The sequence below is a fragment of the Streptomyces sp. SID4985 genome (assembly GCF_009863025.1).
Lineage (GTDB): Bacteria > Actinomycetota > Actinomycetes > Streptomycetales > Streptomycetaceae > Streptomyces.
In genome coordinates, this window is the sequence record NZ_WWIR01000552.1 from 1 (window position 1) to 16,624 (window position 16,624).

General features: G+C 72.3%; 11 protein-coding genes and 2 pseudogenes. 11 read left to right on the forward strand and 2 right to left on the reverse strand.

Annotated features, from left to right (window positions below):
* Positions 1-177 precede the first annotated feature (177 nt).
* From GTW40_RS23805 to GTW40_RS23815, 3 genes are read left to right on the forward strand one after another with little or no spacing between them, the layout of a single operon-like run.
* Positions 178-378: a DUF4244 domain-containing protein gene (locus tag GTW40_RS23805; protein ID WP_161182221.1), complete on the forward strand. Its 201-nt coding sequence runs from the start codon at positions 178-180 to the stop codon at positions 376-378.
* A gap of 40 nt (positions 379-418) precedes the next feature.
* Positions 419-757, forward strand: a complete 339-nt coding sequence (locus GTW40_RS23810; RefSeq protein WP_161182229.1) for a TadE family type IV pilus minor pilin — start codon at positions 419-421, stop codon at positions 755-757.
* Complete coding sequence (locus tag GTW40_RS23815) at positions 754-1,209, forward strand: Rv3654c family TadE-like protein (RefSeq protein ID WP_161182222.1); 456 nt, start codon at positions 754-756, stop codon at positions 1,207-1,209. The genes GTW40_RS23810 and GTW40_RS23815 overlap by 4 nt, the downstream gene beginning before the upstream one ends.
* On the opposite strand, the gene GTW40_RS23820 is transcribed toward GTW40_RS23815, so the two are convergent.
* Positions 1,179-3,848 carry a DEAD/DEAH box helicase gene (locus GTW40_RS23820; RefSeq protein WP_237525652.1) on the reverse strand — a complete coding sequence of 890 codons (2,670 nt, stop codon included), beginning with the start codon at positions 3,846-3,848 and terminating at the stop codon, positions 1,179-1,181. The two genes, GTW40_RS23815 and GTW40_RS23820, sit on opposite strands and share 31 nt — an antisense overlap.
* A gap of 82 nt (positions 3,849-3,930) precedes the next feature.
* Between GTW40_RS23820 and bldG the strand changes: the two genes are divergently transcribed.
* The 8 genes and pseudogenes from bldG to tmk form a co-directional block, all read left to right on the forward strand.
* Positions 3,931-4,272: an anti-sigma factor antagonist BldG gene (gene bldG / locus GTW40_RS23825; protein WP_018547960.1), complete on the forward strand. Its 342-nt coding sequence runs from the start codon at positions 3,931-3,933 to the stop codon at positions 4,270-4,272.
* Between the two features lie 151 nt (positions 4,273-4,423).
* Positions 4,424-4,861, forward strand: coding sequence for an ATP-binding protein (locus tag GTW40_RS23830; RefSeq protein ID WP_161182223.1), 438 nt, complete (start codon positions 4,424-4,426; stop codon positions 4,859-4,861).
* Between the two features lie 299 nt (positions 4,862-5,160).
* Positions 5,161-7,569: a sodium-translocating pyrophosphatase gene (locus tag GTW40_RS23835; RefSeq protein ID WP_161182224.1), complete on the forward strand. Its 2,409-nt coding sequence runs from the start codon at positions 5,161-5,163 to the stop codon at positions 7,567-7,569.
* A gap of 259 nt (positions 7,570-7,828) precedes the next feature.
* On the forward strand, positions 7,829-8,425 hold the full coding sequence (locus GTW40_RS23840; RefSeq protein WP_161182225.1) for a small secreted protein: 597 nt from the start codon (positions 7,829-7,831) through the stop codon (positions 8,423-8,425).
* Positions 8,426-8,534: 109 nt separating this feature from the next.
* A complete protein-coding gene (locus GTW40_RS23845; RefSeq protein ID WP_161182226.1) occupies positions 8,535-10,067 on the forward strand; it encodes a class I SAM-dependent methyltransferase in 1,533 nt (510 codons plus the stop codon).
* Between the two features lie 327 nt (positions 10,068-10,394).
* The gene (locus GTW40_RS23850) at positions 10,395-10,592 is read left to right on the forward strand and encodes a hypothetical protein (protein ID WP_161182227.1); all 198 of its coding nucleotides are present in this window, start codon (positions 10,395-10,397) and stop codon (positions 10,590-10,592) included.
* A 237-nt stretch (positions 10,593-10,829) separates the two neighbouring features.
* Complete coding sequence (gene topA / locus GTW40_RS23855) at positions 10,830-13,655, forward strand: type I DNA topoisomerase (RefSeq protein ID WP_161182228.1); 2,826 nt, start codon at positions 10,830-10,832, stop codon at positions 13,653-13,655.
* A gap of 169 nt (positions 13,656-13,824) precedes the next feature.
* A pseudogene (gene tmk / locus GTW40_RS23860) lies at positions 13,825-16,158 on the forward strand (dTMP kinase); the annotation flags it as partial.
* A gap of 163 nt (positions 16,159-16,321) precedes the next feature.
* Here the strand turns inward: tmk and GTW40_RS23865 are convergent.
* Positions 16,322-16,624, reverse strand: a pseudogene (locus GTW40_RS23865) (SAM-dependent methyltransferase); the annotation flags it as partial.

Here is a 16,624-nt window from a genome sequence, read left to right on the forward strand (position 1 = left end):
CGCGCCCGTGGGGCTGTGCTTCCTGCCCGCCTTCATCGCCATCGGCGTGCTGCCCGTGGTGATCGGGCTGGCGGGCGGGGTGCTGGGAGGGGGTGGTCATTGAGAAGCGGTACGGCGGGAGTGTGCGACTCCCACGGCAGACAGAACTGAATCCGATGGAGACGAAAGGGACTTGAGATGCGACAGAAGGCAGGACTTGTGTGGCGGCGGCTGCGGGAGCGGTGCCGCGAGGACGCCGGAATGGTGACCTCCGAGTACGCCATGGGGATCATCGCGGCGGTCGGTTTCGCGCTGCTCCTCTACGAGGTCGTCACCAGCGGGGAGGTCAAGGCGGAGCTCCAGGGCATCGTGAAGCGGGCGCTCAGTGCGCACACATGAGCCGCGTGGGGACCGGGGGTTCGTGACCGCCGAGGCGGCCATGTCGCTGTCCGTGCTGGTGGCGTTCGTCATGGCGCTGGTCTGGGGGCTGCTCGTGGTCGCCGCCCAGATCCGGTGCGTGGACGCCGCCCGCGCGGGCGCCCGGGCCGCCGCCCGGCAGGACCCCGAGGACGCGGTGCTGAGAGTGACCCGCGAGACGGCGCCGGACGGCGCCGAGGTGAGCGTCGGCCGCGAGGACGGCCGGGTCAGGGTGACCGTGGTGGCCAGACCGCCGGTGCTGAGCGGGCTGCCGTTCGACGTACGGGAGGAGGCGGTGGCCGATGCGGAGGAGGCCGCCGGTGCGGGTGAGGCTCCGGCTCGGGAAGGAGGTGGGCGATGAGGCGCCGGGACGGCATGGCCCGTCGGGGCCGGGGAGAGCAGGGCTCCGCGACTGTCTGGAGCCTCGGGGCCGTCGCGGTGCTGTGCGTGGTGTTCGGCGCGGTGCTCGCCCTCGGGCACGCCGTCGTCGTACGGCACCGCGCGGCTGGCGCGGCGGACCTCGCGGCGCTCGCGGCGGCGGACCACTGGGCCGAGGGCGGCGCGGCCGCGTGCGCCCGGGCCGAGCGGGTGGCCACGGCACAGGGTGCGCGGCTCGTGCGGTGCGTGATCTCCGGGGAGACCTCGGACGTGAGCGCGGGCGCGGGACGGGGGCCGTTCACGGCGGAGGTGAGGTCCAGGGCGGGGCCGACGGGTCCGGTGAGCCCAGCGGGTCCAGCTGGTCCGGCCGGTCCGGTGTCGGGCGCCGAGGCCTCGCCACCCCCTCACTCGCCGACGCGCTCCCCTCCCGGCTGAGGGCCGGACTTCTCGGCACCGCTCGCCTCCGCACCCTCCACCTCGGCACCGCTCGCCCCGGCCTCTTCCGTCCCGGCGCCGCTCGCCCCGGTCTCCTCCCCCATGGCGCCGTTCGCCCCACCCTCCTCCGTCCCGGCGCCTTCCACCTCGACCTGCTCGGGCCTGGCCCCTTCCGCCCCGGCGCCCTCCGCCTCCGCCGCCCCCCGCAGCAGCACCCCCAACAACCGCACCGCCCCCCGCTTGTGCAGGGGATCGTTGCCGTTGCCGCACTTGGGGGACTGGATGCAGGACGGGCAGCCCGCGTCGCACTCGCAGGAGGCGATGGCCTCGCGGGTGGCGGTGAGCCAGGAGCGGGCGGTGTGGAAGGCGCGTTCGGCGAAGCCCGCCCCGCCGGGGTGGCCGTCGTAGACGAAGACGGTCGGCAGCAGGGTGTCGGGGTGGAGCGGGACGGAGACGCCGCCGATGTCCCAGCGGTCGCAGGTGGCGAAGAGGGGCAGCATGCCGATCGAGGCGTGTTCGGCGGCGTGCAGGGCACCACCGAGGATCTCGGGGCTGATCCGGGCCTCGTCGAGCTGGTCCTCGGTGACCGTCCACCACACCGCGCGGGTGCGCAGCGTACGAGGAGGGAGGTCCAGTTTCGTCTCGCCGAGCACCTCACCGGTGATCAGGCGTCGGCGCAGGAAGGAGACGACTTGGTTGGTGACCTCGACGGAGCCGTAGCACAGGCGCCCGGCGCCCCACGGGATCTCGGTGTCCGTCTCCAGGACCGAGATCGAGGTGGTGTCGCGGGCGACGGTGGAGTAGGGCGGGTCGGCCCGTTCCACCAGGGCGACGGAGTGCTCCAGGTCGAGGGAGCGCACCAGATAGGTGCGGCCCTGGTGGAGGTGGACGGCGCCCTCGTGGACGGTGGAGTGCGCGGAGCCCGCGTCCACCGTGCCGAGCAGATGCCCGGTGCCCTCCTCCACGACCTGCACCGGGGGTCCGCCCTCGCCGCGGATGTCGGTCAGGTCGGCGGCGCGCTCGCGGCGGGTCCAGTGCCAGGCGCGGGTGCGGCGGCGCAGCAGCTTCGCGGCCTCCAGCTGGGGCAGCAGCTCGGCGGTCGCGGGGCCGAACAGGTCGAGGTCGGTCTCGGTGAGCGGGATCTCGGCGGCGGCGGCGCACAGGTGCGGGGCGAGGACGTAGGGGTTGTCGGGGTCCAGGACCGTGGATTCCACCGGACGGTCGAACAGGGCCTCGGGATGGTGGACGAGGTAGGTGTCCAGCGGATCGTCGCGGGCGACCAGGACCGCGAGCGCGCCCTGTCCGGCCCGGCCCGCGCGGCCCGCCTGCTGCCACAGGGAGGCCCGGGTGCCCGGGTAGCCCGCGATGACCACGGCGTCCAGCCCTGAGACGTCCACGCCCAGCTCCAGGGCGGTCGTGGCGGCGAGGCCGAGGAGTTCGCCGGAGTGCAGGGCGCGTTCCAGGGCCCGGCGTTCCTCGGGGAGGTAGCCGCCCCGGTAGGCGGCGACGCGCCGGGCCAGCGAGCGGTCGACCTCGGCCAGCCGTTCCTGGGCGATGACCGAGATCAGCTCGGCGCCGCGCCGGGAGCGTACGAAGGCGACCGAGCGCACGCCCTGGACGGCGAGGTCGGTCAGCAGGTCGGCCGTCTCGGCGGTGGCGGTGCGCCGTACGGGGGCGCCCTTCTCGCCGTGGAGTTCGGTGAGCGGGGGCTCCCAGAGGGCGAAGACGAGTTCGCCGCGCGGGGAGGCGTCGTCGGCGACCTCGACCACCGGCAGGCCGGTCAGCCGGCCGGCGGACACGGCGGGCTCGGCGGCGGTGGCGGAGGCGAGCAGGAAGACCGGGGAGGAGCCGTAGCGGGCACACAGCCGGCGCAGTCGTCGCAGCACCTGGGCGACGTGCGAGCCGAAGACGCCCCGGTAGGTGTGGCACTCGTCGATGACGACGTACTTGAGCGACTTCAGGAAGGAGGACCAGCGGGGGTGGGCGGGCAGGATGCCCCGGTGGAGCATGTCGGGGTTGGTCAGCACGTAGTTCGCGTGCTGGCGGACCCACTCGCGTTCCTCGAAGGGGGTGTCGCCGTCGTAGACGGCCGCGCGCACCGCCGTGCCGAGCGGGCGGGCGAGTTCGCGCACCGCGCGGCACTGGTCGGCGGCCAGGGCCTTGGTGGGGGAGAGGTACAGGGCGGTCGCGCCCCGGCCGTTCGGCGCCTCGGAGCCGTCGAGGAGCGCGGAGAGCACCGGGACGAGATAGGCGAGGGACTTGCCGGATGCGGTGCCGGTGGCGACGACCACCGAATCGCCGTCCAGCGCGTGCTCGGCGGCGAGTGCCTGGTGGGCCCACGGGTGCTCGATCCCGCTCGCCTGGACGGCCGCGACGACCTCGGGGCGAATCCGGTCCGGCCAGACGGCATGGCGGCCCGCGCGCGGGGGCAAGTGCTCCGTATGAGTGATGCGCGCGGATCTGCTCGGACCGGAGGCGAGCCGGTCGAGGACCGCCCCCGGGGACGGGCGGGACGCCGGGTCCGGCAGGGATCGGTCGGGTCGGTGATTCTTGGCCATCGGCACCGAGTGTGTCACCGGCTTGACGGACAATGGAGCCAAGGCGTCGTGCACACATGCCGGTAAGTGATTGAATGCCATCGCGGCTGGCGTTGCGTCCCGGGGGCCGCAGGCCGAGATGTCCCGAGGGGCGACCGCTCGATAGCAAGGTGCTGGAGGTTCCGTGGACCTGTCCCTGTCGACCCGTACCGTCGGCGATCGCACGGTCGTCGAGGTCGGTGGCGAAATCGATGTGTATACCGCGCCCAAGCTGCGCGAGCAGCTGGTCGAGCTGGTGAACGACGGGAATTTCCACCTCGTCGTCGACATGGAGGGCGTGGACTTCCTCGACTCCACCGGTCTCGGCGTGCTGGTCGGCGGTTTGAAGCGGGTGCGTGCCCACGAGGGCTCGCTGCGCCTGGTGTGCAACCAGGAGCGCATCCTGAAGATCTTCCGCATCACCGGCCTCACCAAGGTGTTCCCGATTCACACCTCGGTCGAGGAAGCGGTGGAGGCCACCGACTGACGACGGACCGTTCGCCGAGTCCGGGCCCCGCGGCCCGGACCCCGGCGGGTCCTGCCCCGTGCCGTGTGCCGGGGCGCAGAAGTACAGCGTGGGTGCGGGCTTTCGGCTGCCCCGCCCCCGTATCGCACGCCCGTAGTCGCGAGGGGGATGCATGGCCACCGTCGAACTCCGCTTCAGCGCACTGCCCGAGCACGTCCGTACCGCCCGTCTGGTGGCGGCGGCGGTGGCGCGCCGGGCCGGAGTGGACGAGGCCGTGCTGGACGAGGTCCGGCTCGCCGTGGGCGAGGCCTGCTCGCGCGCCGTCGGGCTGCACCAGAGCGGTGGCATCACCGCGCCGGTGAAGGTCGCGCTGATCGAGGAGGAGAAGCTGTTCTCCATCGAGGTCGGTGACGAGGCCCCGCATCCGGTCGCCGTCGAACGAGTGGCGGGCGGACCCGCTTCCGACGCGGACGTGGAGGCCGAGGAGGACGAGATGGGCCTCGCGGTCATCAGCGGACTGGTGGACGACGTCAAGGTCACCACGGGCGCGGACGGCGGCCTGATCCGCATGTCCTGGCCGACGGTGCCCCCGATCACCCCGCTCCTCTGACTCTGACCCCACCCCCGCCGCACACGCATCACCCCAGGGCCCTGCCGAGCAGGGCCCTTTGTGCTGCCTCCCGTCGCCCCGGAATTCGTGAAGGACTTCACGAGTAATTCCGATCAAGGAAATCATCCACCGGAATACGGCGGAACGTCCCCGGAAATGCCTCAGCGCTATTACGCCGTTCGGGTTCTCGGTCCTTGTTCCGGTCCCGATCATTTGCTAAAGACCATGTGCCGGGCAATTCTGTTTAACGTGCCCTGTGCTGATCATTACGAGCTCAGCCCAAGCCTCAAGGAGGACGAATGGCGGGGCTTTCCCTCCCTCAGCCGGACCACTCCATACCCCTCGCAGCGGCGGTCCTGACCGACGACAACCGGATCATGGTCGCGGTGATCGCGGCCGTCGCCGTGGCCGCGCTCGTGCTCGCGGGCGTCCTGGTGCGCCAGGTGCTGGCGGCCGACGAGGGCACCGAATCGATGAAAGAGATCGCGGAGGCGGTCCAGGAAGGCGCCAAGGCGTATCTCGCACGGCAGTTGCGCACACTCGGCCTATTCGCCGTGGTCGTCTTCTTCCTGCTTCTGCTGCTGCCCGCCGACGACTGGAATCAGCGGGCCGGACGATCCCTGTTCTTCCTGATCGGCGCGGTGTTCTCGGCGGCCACCGGTTATATCGGCATGTGGCTCGCCGTCCGCAGCAATGTGCGCGTCGCCGCGGCCGCACGGCGGGCGACTCCCGCGCGGGGTGAACCCGAAAAGGATCTCACCGTCGTGTCGCACACGGCGATGAAGATCGCATTTCGCACGGGCGGTGTCGTCGGCATGTTCACCGTCGGGCTCGGCCTGCTCGGCGCCTCCTGCGTGGTGCTGGTGTACGCGGCCGACGCTCCCAAGGTGCTGGAGGGCTTCGGCCTCGGGGCCGCGCTCATCGCCATGTTCATGCGCGTGGGCGGCGGCATCTTCACCAAGGCCGCCGACGTGGGCGCCGACCTGGTCGGCAAGGTCGAGCAGGGCATCCCGGAGGACGATCCCCGCAACGCCGCGACCATCGCGGACAACGTGGGCGACAACGTCGGCGACTGCGCGGGCATGGCGGCCGACCTCTTCGAGTCCTACGCCGTCACCCTGGTCGCCGCGCTGATCCTCGGCAAGACCGCCTTCGGTGACGCGGGCCTCGCCTTCCCGTTGCTGGTGCCCGCCATCGGTGTGGTCACCGCCATGATCGGCATCTTCGCGGTCGCCCCGCGCCGTGCCGACCGCAGCGGCATGAGCGCGATCAACCGGGGCTTCTTCATCTCGGCGGTGATCTCCCTGGCGCTCGTCGCCGTCGCCGTCTTCACCTATCTCCCCTCCCGGTATGCGGACCTGAAGGGCGTCACGGATGTCGCGATCCTCGCCAAGGACGGCGACCCGCGCATCCTCGCGGTGGTCGCGGTGGCCATCGGCATCCTGCTCGCCGCCGTCATCCAGCAGCTGACCGGCTACTTCACCGAGACCACCCGCCGCCCGGTCCGCGACATCGGCAAGTCCTCGCTCACCGGCCCGGCCACCGTCGTGCTCGCCGGCATCTCCATCGGCCTCGAATCGGCCGTGTACACCGCGCTGCTGATCGCCCTCAGCGTGTACGGCGCGTTCCTGCTCGGCGGTACGTCGATCATGCTCGCGCTGTTCGCGGTGGCGCTGGCGGGCACCGGACTGCTCACCACGGTCGGCGTGATCGTCGCCATGGACACCTTCGGGCCGGTCTCCGACAACGCGCAGGGCATCGCCGAGATGTCCGGCGACGTCGAGGGCGCGGGCGCCCAGGTGCTCACCGACCTGGACGCCGTCGGCAACACCACCAAGGCGATCACCAAGGGCATCGCCATCGCCACCGCCGTCCTCGCGGCCGCGGCGCTCTTCGGGTCGTACCGGGACGCGATCACCACCAATGTGCGGGACGTGGGGGAGACGCTGACCGGTCCTGGGGCGCCGCTGACCCTGTCCATGGACATCTCCCAGCCCAACAACCTGGTCGGCCTGATCGCGGGCGCGGCAGTCGTCTTCCTCTTCTCCGGACTCGCCATCAGCGCCGTGTCGCGGTCGGCCGGTTCGGTGGTCTACGAGGTGCGGCGGCAGTTCCGCGAGAAGCCCGGGATCATGAACTTCACGCAGAAACCGGAGTACGGCAGGGTCGTCGACATCTGCACCAAGGACGCCCTGCGGGAACTGGCCACGCCGGGTCTCCTTGCCGTCATGGCGCCGATCTTCATCGGCTTCACCCTCGGCGTCGGCCCGCTCGGCGCCTACCTCGCGGGCGCCATCGGCGCGGGCACCCTCATGGCGGTGTTCCTGGCCAACTCCGGCGGCGCGTGGGACAACGCCAAGAAACTGGTGGAGGACGGCCACCACGGCGGCAAGGGCAGCGAGGCCCACGCGGCCACGGTGATCGGCGACACGGTGGGCGACCCGTTCAAGGACACGGCGGGCCCGGCCATCAACCCGCTGCTGAAGGTCATGAACCTCGTCTCGCTGCTCATCGCGCCCGCGGTGATCAAGTTCTCGTACGGCGCCGACAAGAGCGTGGGCGTACGGATCGTGGTCGCGGTGCTCGCGCTGGCGGTGATCGTCGTCGCGGTGTACGTGTCCAAGCGGCGCGGCATCGCGGTGGGCGACGGGGACGACGAGGACGAGGGCGAGATATCCAACTCGACGCCCCCGGCGGTCGTTTCGTAGGCGGCGTAGGGGAGGTCCGGTCAACGGACGGGCGGGCGGTGCGTGCTGACGTACCGCCCGCCCGTCGCGTGTGTGTGTACGGCGCGCTCCCCTTGCCGGCGGAGCACCCGCCCGTTCCTGTGGGCATCCGCACGCCGTGAGCCTTCTCTCCTACGGCGCGAAACATGACAAAAGCCGACGTAGGGGGCGTTCGCCGGGGGGAGGGTGTGGTCCGCCGTGTAGATTCCGGGGGCCGAGAGCCAGGGAAGGGACCGATCCTGTGAACAAGAAGCTCGCGGCCGCGCTGTCCGGTGGTGCGGTACTCATAGTGGCGCTGTCCGGATGCGGCGGCAAGAGCGAAGGACCCGACCCCAAGCTGGGGGTCTGGGCCAAGTCGGTGTGCGACGCCGTACCCGCTCAGGACAAGAAGATCAGCTCAGCGAACGCGGCCATCGCCAAGATCGCCTCCGACAGCGACCTCGCGCCGAAGGACGCCAAGGACACCTACTCCCAGGCGTTCCAGGACATGTCCGAGGGCTACAAGGCGATCGCCGACGCCATCAGCGGCGCCGGTGCGCCCCCCGGTGTCGAGGACGGTGCCAAGCGTCAGCAGGACGCGGTCAAGAACCTCAACGACCTCTCCGCGTCGTACGCCGACCTGAAGAAGAAGGTCGACGACCTGGACACCAAGGACCAGGGCCAGTTCGCCAAGGGGCTGCACGACGTCGCCGACCGCACCAAGGCGATCGGCAAGCAGAGCGACAGCGGCACCGAGGCGCTCAAGCGCCTGGAGCAGGGCGACGTCCGCGAGGCGATCGCCGAGCAGGCCAGCTGCAAGGCATCGGGCTCCGCCTCGGCGCCCGCCAAGGCCGGCTGACGGCGGTCACCTCGGGCGAGGCCGGCCGGCGAAGCCGCCCCCGCCCGGTGCCCGCGCACCCCGGCCGGGCGAAACCGGTCACCTCGGCGCGGCGGGCCACAATGGGAACGTGACTGACACCGGCTCCGCTCCCCTGCCCGCCGCCGACCGCCCCGGCACCACCGCCCTGCTCCGCGACGCCCTGCTCGCGGCCTCCTTCACCGCCGACGGTCTGCTCGACCTGCTCGGCGCCCCCGCGTACGCGGCGCTGGCCCGCAGCGAGACCGTGCCCGCGCTCCGGGCGACCCGCGGCGACACGCCGCTGGAGGCGCTGGTGCGGCTCTTCCTGCTCCAGCAGCCCGTGCCGTCCGCGCGCCTGGCCGGCGTCCTGCCCGTCGACGACGCGGTGGACGCGGGCTGGCTCACCCGCGTGGGCGACGACGAGGTGGCCGCGACGGTGGACGTACGGCCGTACGGCGGCCCCGACGGCGAGGACTGGTTCATCGTGTCCGACCTCGGCTGCGCGGTCGGCGGCGCGGGCGGCATCGGACAGCGCGCCGAGAACGTCGTCCTCGGTGTGGGCGGCGCCTCCACGACGCTGGCCGGGATCACCGTGCGCACGCCCGTCGGCTCCGCGCTGGACCTCGGCACCGGCTCCGGCATCCAGGCGCTGCACGCCGCCCAGCACGCCACGCGCGTGACGGCCACCGACCTCAACCCGCGCGCGCTGGACATCACCGCGCTCACCCTCGCGCTCTCCGGCGCGCCCGCCGCCGATCTCCGCGAGGGCTCGCTGTTCGAACCGGTGCGGGAGGACGAGACGTTCGATCTGATCGTCTCCAACCCGCCGTTCGTCATCTCGCCCGGCGCCCGGCTCACCTACCGGGACGGCGGGATGAGCGGGGACGATCTGTGCCGCACGCTCGTTCAGCAGGCGGGGGACCGGCTGAACGAGGGCGGGTTCGCGCAGTTCCTCGCCAACTGGCAGCACGTGGAGGGGGAGGACTGGCAGGAGCGGCTCAGGTCGTGGGTGCCGCGCGGGTGTGACGCGTGGATCGTGCAGCGCGAGGTGCAGGACGTCACGCAGTACGCCGAGCTGTGGCTGCGGGACGCCGGGGACCACCGCGAGGACCCGGCGGAGTATCAGGCGCGGTACGACGCCTGGCTCGACGAGTTCGAGGCGCGCAAGGTCAAGGGGATCGGCTTCGGCTGGATCACCCTGCGCAGGACGGCTGCGGCCGAGCCGTCCGTCGTCGTGGAGGAGTGGCCGCACGCGGTCGAACAGCCCCTCGGCGACGCGATCCGGGCGCACTTCGAGCGCGTCGCCCATCTGCGCGAGCACGACGACGCGGCCCTGCTGGAAGGGCACTTCAGGCTGGCCGCCGAGGTGGTCCAGGAGCAGGTCGGGCTTCCCGGCGCCGAGGACCCCGAGCATGTGGTGCTCCGTCAGCACCGGGGCATGTGCCGCGCCACCAAGGTCGACACCATCGGCGCGGGCTTCGCGGGCGTCTGCGACGGCACGCTGAGCGCGGGCCGCATCCTGGACGCCATCGCCCAGCTGGTCGGCGAGGACCCGGTGGCCCTGCGGGACCGTACCCCGGCCCAGATCCGGCTGCTGGTGGAGCAGGGCTTCCTGGAGCCGGTCGGCGAACCGGTCGCCTGACCTGTCGGCCGGTCAGGCGACCGCTCGGACGGCCGGTCGGACGGCCGGGCGCGGGGAGGGCGGGTACGGCTGCCGTACCCGCCCTCCCCGCGCCTGCGTAACCGCCACCCGATCTTCGCCGTACGCCCCGGGCACCACGCCACGCCGGAGAAGTGTCGGAGAACTGCCGGAGAGCGGCTGGAGAACGGCCGGAAAGACGCGCTCCGCCACCCGCGTTCCGGCCGGTCGGAGCCTGTCGTTCACCCGGATGTCGCCCCCCTGTCGATCGCCCGTGGCACGCTCCCCGCGCCAAGCGGGACGGGACGGGAAGAGAGGGGCGGGCGGGATATGGAGAGCGGTCCGGCGGTGTTCGCGGGAGTGGTGTTCGCGCTGTTCGGAGGCGGTCTGCTGGGGTGGACCGGGGTCCGGCTGCGGCAGGGGCGGCCGGTGGCGCAGGGGGTCGGGCAGACCCTGTCGGCGAGCCTCGCCGGAATCGGCGGAACCGTGGCGCTGGGGCTCGCCGCGTACTGCCTCACCCGGCTCTGAGATCCGGGGCGGAGCGACGCGCTCCGGACGCGGGCCGCGGACCGGGCGGGCACTCCGGGCGGCAGGAATACCGGTAGTCGGGTTACCGTTCGAGTGGCCGTTGTGGGCTTTTCCCGTTTGACACGGGGGCGGGATGTACCGTCACACTCCGCAGCGTCACACGTGCCAGAAGCACGCCGCGACCCCGGGACCCAGGCCCTGGGGAGGCCACAGAGTCGACCGGAGAGAAGAGCGAAGTTGTCCCCGACCAGCGAGACCGCACAGGGCGGCCGCCGACTCGTCATCGTCGAGTCGCCTGCCAAGGCGAAGACGATCAAGGGTTACCTCGGCCCCGGCTACGTAGTCGAGGCGAGCGTCGGGCACATCCGGGACCTTCCCAGCGGCGCCGCGGAGGTGCCGGAGAAGTACACCGGTGAGGTCCGCCGCCTCGGTGTGGACGTGGACCACGACTTCGCGCCGATCTATGTCATCAACGCGGACAAGAAGGCACAGGTAAAGAAGCTCCGGGACCTGATGAAGGACTCCGTCGAGCTCTTCCTCGCCACCGATGAGGACCGCGAGGGCGAGGCCATCGCCTGGCACCTCCAGGAGGTCCTCAAGCCGAAGATCCCCGTCAAGCGGATGGTCTTCCACGAGATCACCAAGGACGCGATCCGCGAGGCCGTCGCCAACCCGCGCGAGCTGAACAAGAAGCTGGTCGACGCCCAGGAGACCCGCCGCATCCTCGACCGCCTTTACGGCTACGAGGTCTCGCCGGTCCTGTGGAAGAAGGTCATGCCGAAGCTGTCGGCGGGCCGGGTCCAGTCCGTGGCCACCCGGCTCATCGTCGAGCGCGAGCGCGACCGCATCGCCTTCCGCTCCGCCGAGTACTGGGACCTGACGGGCACCTTCGCCACCGGCCGCGCCGGTGACCCCTCCGACCCGTCGTCGCTGGTCGCCCGGCTCCAGTCCGTGGACGGCCGCCGCGTCGCGCAGGGCCGTGACTTCGACTCCCTCGGGCAGATCAAGAGCCCGAACACCCTCCACCTGGACGAGGGAGGCGCCCGCGCGCTCGCCGCCGCCCTGGAGACCACCCGCTTCGCGGTGCGCTCGGTCGAGTCCAAGCCGTACCGCCGCTCGCCGTACGCCCCGTTCCGTACGACCACGCTCCAGCAGGAGGCCAGCCGCAAGCTCGGCTTCGGCGCGAAGGCGACCATGCAGGTCGCCCAGAAGCTGTACGAGAACGGCTACATCACGTACATGCGCACCGACTCCACGACGCTCAGCGACACCGCTGTCGCCGCGGCTCGTGCGCAGGTCACGCACCTGTACGGCGCCGACTACCTCCCGCCGCAGCCGCGCACCTACGCGGGCAAGGTCAAGAACGCCCAGGAGGCGCACGAGGCGATCCGCCCCTCCGGCGACCGCTTCCGCACCCCCGCCGAGACCGGTCTGACCGGCGACCAGTTCCGGCTCTACGAGCTGATCTGGAAGCGCACCGTCGCCTCCCAGATGAAGGACGCCGTCGGCAACAGCGTCACCGTCAGGATCGGCGGCACCTCCGCCGACGGCCGGGACGTGGAGTTCAGCGCGTCGGGCAAGACGATCACCTTCCACGGCTTCCTCAAGGCCTACGTCGAGGGCGCCGACGACCCGAACGCCGAGCTGGACGACCGCGAGCGCAGGCTGCCCCAGGTCGCCGAGGGCGACCCGCTGGCCGCCGACGCGATCACGGTCGACGGCCACGCCACCAAGGCCCCGGCCCGCTACACCGAGGCGTCCCTGGTCAAGGAGCTGGAAGAGCGCGAGATCGGCCGCCCGTCGACGTACGCGTCGATCATCGGCACGATCCTGGACCGCGGCTACGTCTTCAAGAAGGGCACGGCCCTGGTGCCGTCCTTCCTGTCCTTCGCCGTGGTCAACCTGCTGGAGAAGCACTTCGGCCGGCTCGTCGACTACGACTTCACCGCCCGCATGGAGGACGACCTCGACCGCATCGCGCGCGGCGAGGCCCAGTCCGTGCCGTGGCTCAAGCGGTTCTACTTCGGCGAGGGCATGGAGAACTCCGGTGCCGCCGCCGACGCGGGCAACGGCGACGGCGACCACCTCGGCGGCCTCAAGGAACTGGTCACCGACCTGGGCGCGATCGACGCCCGCGAGGTGTCCTCCTTCCCGGTCGGCGACGGCATCGTGCTGCGCGTGGGTCGCTACGGCCCGTACATCGAGCGCGGCGAGAAGGACACCGAGCAGCACCAGCGCGCCGACGTCCCCGAGGACCTGGCGCCGGACGAGCTGACCGTCGAGCTGGCCGAGGAACTGCTGGCCAAGCCCAGCGGCGACTTCGAGCTGGGCGCCGACCCGGTCACCGGCCACCAGATCATCGCCAAGGACGGCCGCTACGGCCCCTACGTCACCGAGGTGCTCCCCGAGGGCACCCCGAAGACCGGCAAGAACGCGGTCAAGCCGCGCACCGCCTCCCTCTTCAAGTCCATGTCGCCCGACACGGTCACCCTGGAGGAGGCGCTCCGGCTGATGTCGCTGCCCCGTGTGGTCGGCACGGACGCCGAGGGCGTGGAGATCACCGCGCAGAACGGCCGCTACGGCCCGTACCTGAAGAAGGGCACGGACTCGCGCTCGCTGACCGCCGAGGACCAGATCTTCACGATCACCCTCGACGAGGCCCTGGCGATCTACGCCCAGCCCAAGCAGCGCGGCCGGGCCGCCGCCAAGCCGCCGCTGAAGGAACTGGGCGACGACCCGGTCTCCGGCAAGCCGGTCGTGGTCAAGGACGGCCGCTTCGGGCCGTACGTCACCGACGGGGAGACCAACGCCACCCTGCGCTCCGGCGACAGTGTGGAGGAGATCACTCCCGAGCGCGGCTTCGAACTGCTCGCCGAGAAGCGGGCCAAGGGCCCCGTCAAGAAGACGGCGGCGAAGAAGACGACGGCCAAGAAGACCGCCCCGGCGAAGAAGGCCGCCGCCAAGAAGACGACGGCTAAGAAGACGACCGCCAAGAAGACGACCACGGCGAAGAAGACCGCCGCGGCCGCCAAGAAGACGGCCTCGGCCGACACGGAGGACTGAGCCTCCGGGACGTTTCCCGTACGCCCCGGTACCGCCCGCGCGGTGCCGGGGCGTCGGCGTGTCGTCGGCGTGTCGCCGCCGTGTGAGCACCCGGTGTACGTCCCGGGCAGAGCGGGACCGAGGGGGCAAGGAGGGCATGGGTGTCAGCGGCTGCGGATAGGCTGAACGCATGACGCGAGCCGAGCAGCCAACGGCCCCCACCCCAGCACCGGACGACGCACTGGTCGCGGATTCCCGCGAACGCGCCGTCCGTTCCCTGCTGCGCCGACCGGACCTGCGACGCCTGTGCGGCGCACACCTCGTGAGCGGTACGGGCGACGCCCTGGCCCTGCTCGTGCTGGTCCTCCTGGTCCTCCAGGCGGCGGTCGCCCAGGGCGCCTTCGGCGGCGGCTACCGGGGCGTGGCCTTCGCCGTCGCGGTCGTCTTCGCGGTGCGCGTCCTGGCCACCCTGCTCTTCGGCGCCGTCCTGCTCGGCCCGATGAGCACCCTGACCGCGCCGGGCGGCCTGCTCGACCGGCGCTGGACCATGGTCGGCGCGGACGGCGTGCGCGCCGCGCTGCTGCTCGTCGCCCCCCTGTGGATCGACTGGACGCCGGACAACGCGCTGTCCGTCCTGCTCGTCACCGCCTTCGTCACCGGTGTGGCCGAGCGGCTGTGGACGGTGTGCCGCGAGAGCGCGGCCCCCGGTCTGCTGCCCGCCCCGCCCCCCGAGGGCGCGACCGTGCGCCCGCTGCCGGACCACCTGGACGCCCTGCGCCGCCTCGCGCTGCGCATTGGCTTCCTCGCCGTCCCGCTGGCGGCCGCCACGCTGGTCGTCGCCTCGCTGTTCAACAACCTGCTGGCCACCGGGATCACCTGGTTCGACCAGCACCACGCGGCCCTCGCGTCGTACGTGGCGGCGGGACTGTTCGCCGCCTCCCTGTCCGTGCTCAGCGCCATGAAGCTGCCCGGCCTGCGCACCCCGCGCGCGCGGTCGCCGCTGGAGGGGCTGCGCCGCCCGCGCACCACCGCCGGGGTGGACAAGGGCCGTACGGGCGCGGTCCTGCCGCTCGTCATCGCCTGCGCCGCCGTGGCCGGGGCCATCGCCGCCGCCGTCTCCGTGTGCGTGCTGCACGCCACCGACCTGGGCGGCGGCCCGGTGCTCTACGGCCTGCTGGTGCTCGGCCTGACCGGCGGTGTCGGCGTCGGCATCCGCACCGCGCCCGCGCTGCTGTCCTCGCTCTCGCGCCGCCGGTTCCTCGCGCTGGCCATAGCGGTCACCGGCATCGCCCTGCTGGCCGCCGGTCTCGTTCCGGACGTCACCACGGTGCTGCTCCTGGTCACCCTGGCCGGTGTCGCCGCGGGCGTGTCCGCGAACACCGGGCACGCGCTGCTCGACCAGGAGACCGAGGAGTCCCGCCGTCCCCGGGTCACCGAGCACCTGCACGCGGTGGTCCGCGTCTTCATGGCGCTCGGTGTCCTGATCGCCCCGGTGGTCGCCGGGCTCATCGGCCGCCACCGGCTGGAGAGCGGCCGCTTCGTCTTCGCGCACGGCGGTGCCTCGTTCACCCTCATGCTGGTCGGCGCGCTGCTGCTGCCGATCGCCGTGCTGGTCCTCGCCAAGGTCGACGACCGCTCCGGCATTCCGCTGCGCCGGGACCTCAAGGACGCCCTGCTCGGCGGGGACGACCCGGTCACGGCCCCCGCGACGAACGGATTCTTCATCGCCCTGGAGGGCGGCGACGGCGCGGGCAAGTCCACCCAGGCCGAGGCGCTGGCCGAGTGGATCCGCGGCAAGGGCCACGAGGTCGTCCTCACCCGCGAGCCGGGCGCCACGCCGGTGGGCAAGCGGCTGCGCTCGATCCTGCTCGACGTGTCCTCGGCGGGCCTGTCCCACCGCGCGGAGGCCCTGCTCTACGCGGCCGACCGCGCCGAGCACGTGGACACCGTCGTACGGCCCGCCCTGGAGCGGGGCGCGGTCGTCATCTCGGACCGGTACATCGACTCGTCCGTCGCCTACCAGGGCGCGGGCCGCGACCTCTCCCCGACCGAGATCGCCCGCATCAACCGCTGGGCCACCCATGGTCTGGTCCCGCATCTGACCGTGCTGCTCGACGTGCCGCCGGAGACCGCCCGCGAGCGGTTCACCGAGGCCCCCGACCGCCTGGAGTCGGAGCCCGCCGAGTTCCACGCGCGCGTGCGCTCCGGTTTCCTCACCCTGGCCGCCGCCGACCCCGGCCGCTATCTGGTCGTGGACGCGGGGCAGGAGCCCGAGGCCGTCACCACTGTGATCCGGCACCGGCTCGACGTCGTCCTCCCGCTCTCCGAGGCCGAGATCAAGGCCCAGGAGGAGGCCCGGCGGAAGGCCGAGGAGGAGGCGCGCCGCAAGGCCGAGGAAGAGGCCGCGCGCAAGGCCGAGGAGGAGCGCCTGGAGCGCGAGCGCCAGGAGACGCTGGCCCGGCTGCGCGCCGAGGAGGCCGAGCGCAAGCAGCGCGAGCTGGAGGAGGCCCAGCGCCGCGAGGCCGCCGCGCAGGGCGGCAACGCCTTCGGTGTCCCGCCGCAGCAGGGCGGCCAGGACTTCGAGCTGCCGGACGAGTTCAAGAAGTTCATGGGCTGACCGAGCCCGCGTACGACGTCCCGAGGGCGCCCTTCTCCACGAGGGGCGCCCTCGCGCGTACGGGGACGGGTCAGGGCACCCGGGCTATCAGGTACCGGAAGACGTTCGGCATCCACACGATGCCGTCCGCGCGCTGATACGGATGCAGCGCCTCCGCCAGCTCCTTCTCCACCTGCTTGCGGTCGGTCGCCGCGATCGCCCCGTCGAACAGGCCGGTCGACAGCAGCCCGCGTACGGCGCTGTCCGGGTCGGCGTAGCCGAAGGGGCAGGCGACCCGGCCCGAGCCGTCCGGCCGCAGGCCCGCGCGCTGGGCGACCTCCTCCAGATCGTCGCGGCGGGCCGGGCGCAGGCCGTGTGCGCCGTGCAGCGGGTC